This window comes from Mycobacterium sp. TH-M106 (assembly GCF_057473765.1).
Genome location: NZ_JBYCLE010000244.1, coordinates 1 through 1,278 on the forward strand (window position 1 = coordinate 1; position 1,278 = coordinate 1,278).

Here is a 1,278-nt window from a genome sequence, read left to right on the forward strand (position 1 = left end):
GCTCGTAGGTGTCGCCCCAGCGCAGCGTTCCGGTCATCGCCATCCCGGTCTGAAAGTAGGAGCAGGTGTCGTCCTGGCCGAAACAGGCGATCTTGCCGTTGTAGGTCGACGCGCCCAGCGGCACCGGTGCCCGGGTGGGCGTCACGTCGAGATCAAGCTGCATCAAACGGCCGGCTTGGTCGCAACCGGGCAGGCTCACCCGGTAGGTGTAGGGCATCAGGTGTCCGTCGGTGTCGCGGCAGGTCGCCCAGACCGCGGTGCCCGCACCGCTGCGGTAGCCGATGTCGAGATGCCCCGCGGCGGCGGACAGCTTCGGCGCAGCGTCCGGGCGCAAGCTGGCCGGCGGCATGTCGTAGTCGGTGTAGGTGTCGTACTCGCCGGTGTCGAGGTCGAACAGCGCCATGGTGTAGAAGTCGGCGACCACCGACCCACCCGGGCGGTTCCTGTTGACGATGGTCAGGAACGCGAACGCACGGCCTGATACATCGGTCGCGGCGGTGAGCCGGCCGGCGAGAAACCAGGTGTCGGACTCATGGTCGGGGTGATCGCCTTCGGCGGCAGGGAAATCCAACACTCCGGGCACCAGCCGAAACGGGTACTGACGCCAATCTCCGTGGTCCGGGTCGATCATTGCGCTGTTATGTTAGCGTCGGCGGTAAAGTCTTATCGCGTTTCCTAAGGTGGTGTCCGATGGCACGATCCAATCACCGTTTCTATGACGAACTCTTCATCGGCGGGCGTTGGCAGCGGCCCGCCACCGATAAGCGGCTCACGGTGATCTCCCCGCACACCGAGCAGCCGATCGGGGAGGTTCCCGAGGCCACCCCCGAAGACGTCGACCGGGCGGTCGCGGCCGCCCGCACCGCCTTCGACGATGGTCCGTGGCCGCGGCTGAGCCCGGGCGAACGGATGGAGAAGGTCGAGAAGCTCGCCGCCGTCTACGGCAGCCATCTGGAGGAGATGGCCGACCTGATCACCGACGAGATGGGGTCACCGCGGCAGTTCTCCCGGCAAGGGCAGGCTGTCGGTGCGGCGGCGATGATGCACCTAGGTGTGGCGACCGGGCGGGAGTTCCCGTGGGTCGAGCGCCGCCACGGGGTGCTCGGCGAGGTCCAGGTACGCCGGGCTCCGGTCGGGGTGGTCGGTGCCATCGTGCCGTGGAATGTGCCGCAGTTCGTCATCATGCCCAAGCTGATCCCGGCGTTGATCGCGGGCTGCACCGTCATCGTCAAACCGGCACCCGAGACACCGTTGGACGCACTGTGGCTGGCCGAGATG

Annotated in this window: 1 protein-coding gene and 1 pseudogene; one reads left to right on the plus strand and one right to left on the minus strand. The window is 67.1% G+C overall.

Annotated features, from left to right (window positions below; translation table 11 throughout):
• Positions 1-631: pseudogene (locus AC2VOP_RS08515) on the minus strand (secreted hydrolase); the annotation flags it as partial.
• Positions 632-690: 59 nt separating this feature from the next.
• Between AC2VOP_RS08515 and AC2VOP_RS08520 the strand changes: the two are divergent.
• A partial coding sequence (locus tag AC2VOP_RS08520) for an aldehyde dehydrogenase family protein (protein ID WP_486960559.1) occupies positions 691-1,278 on the plus strand: 588 nt, incomplete at its 3' end.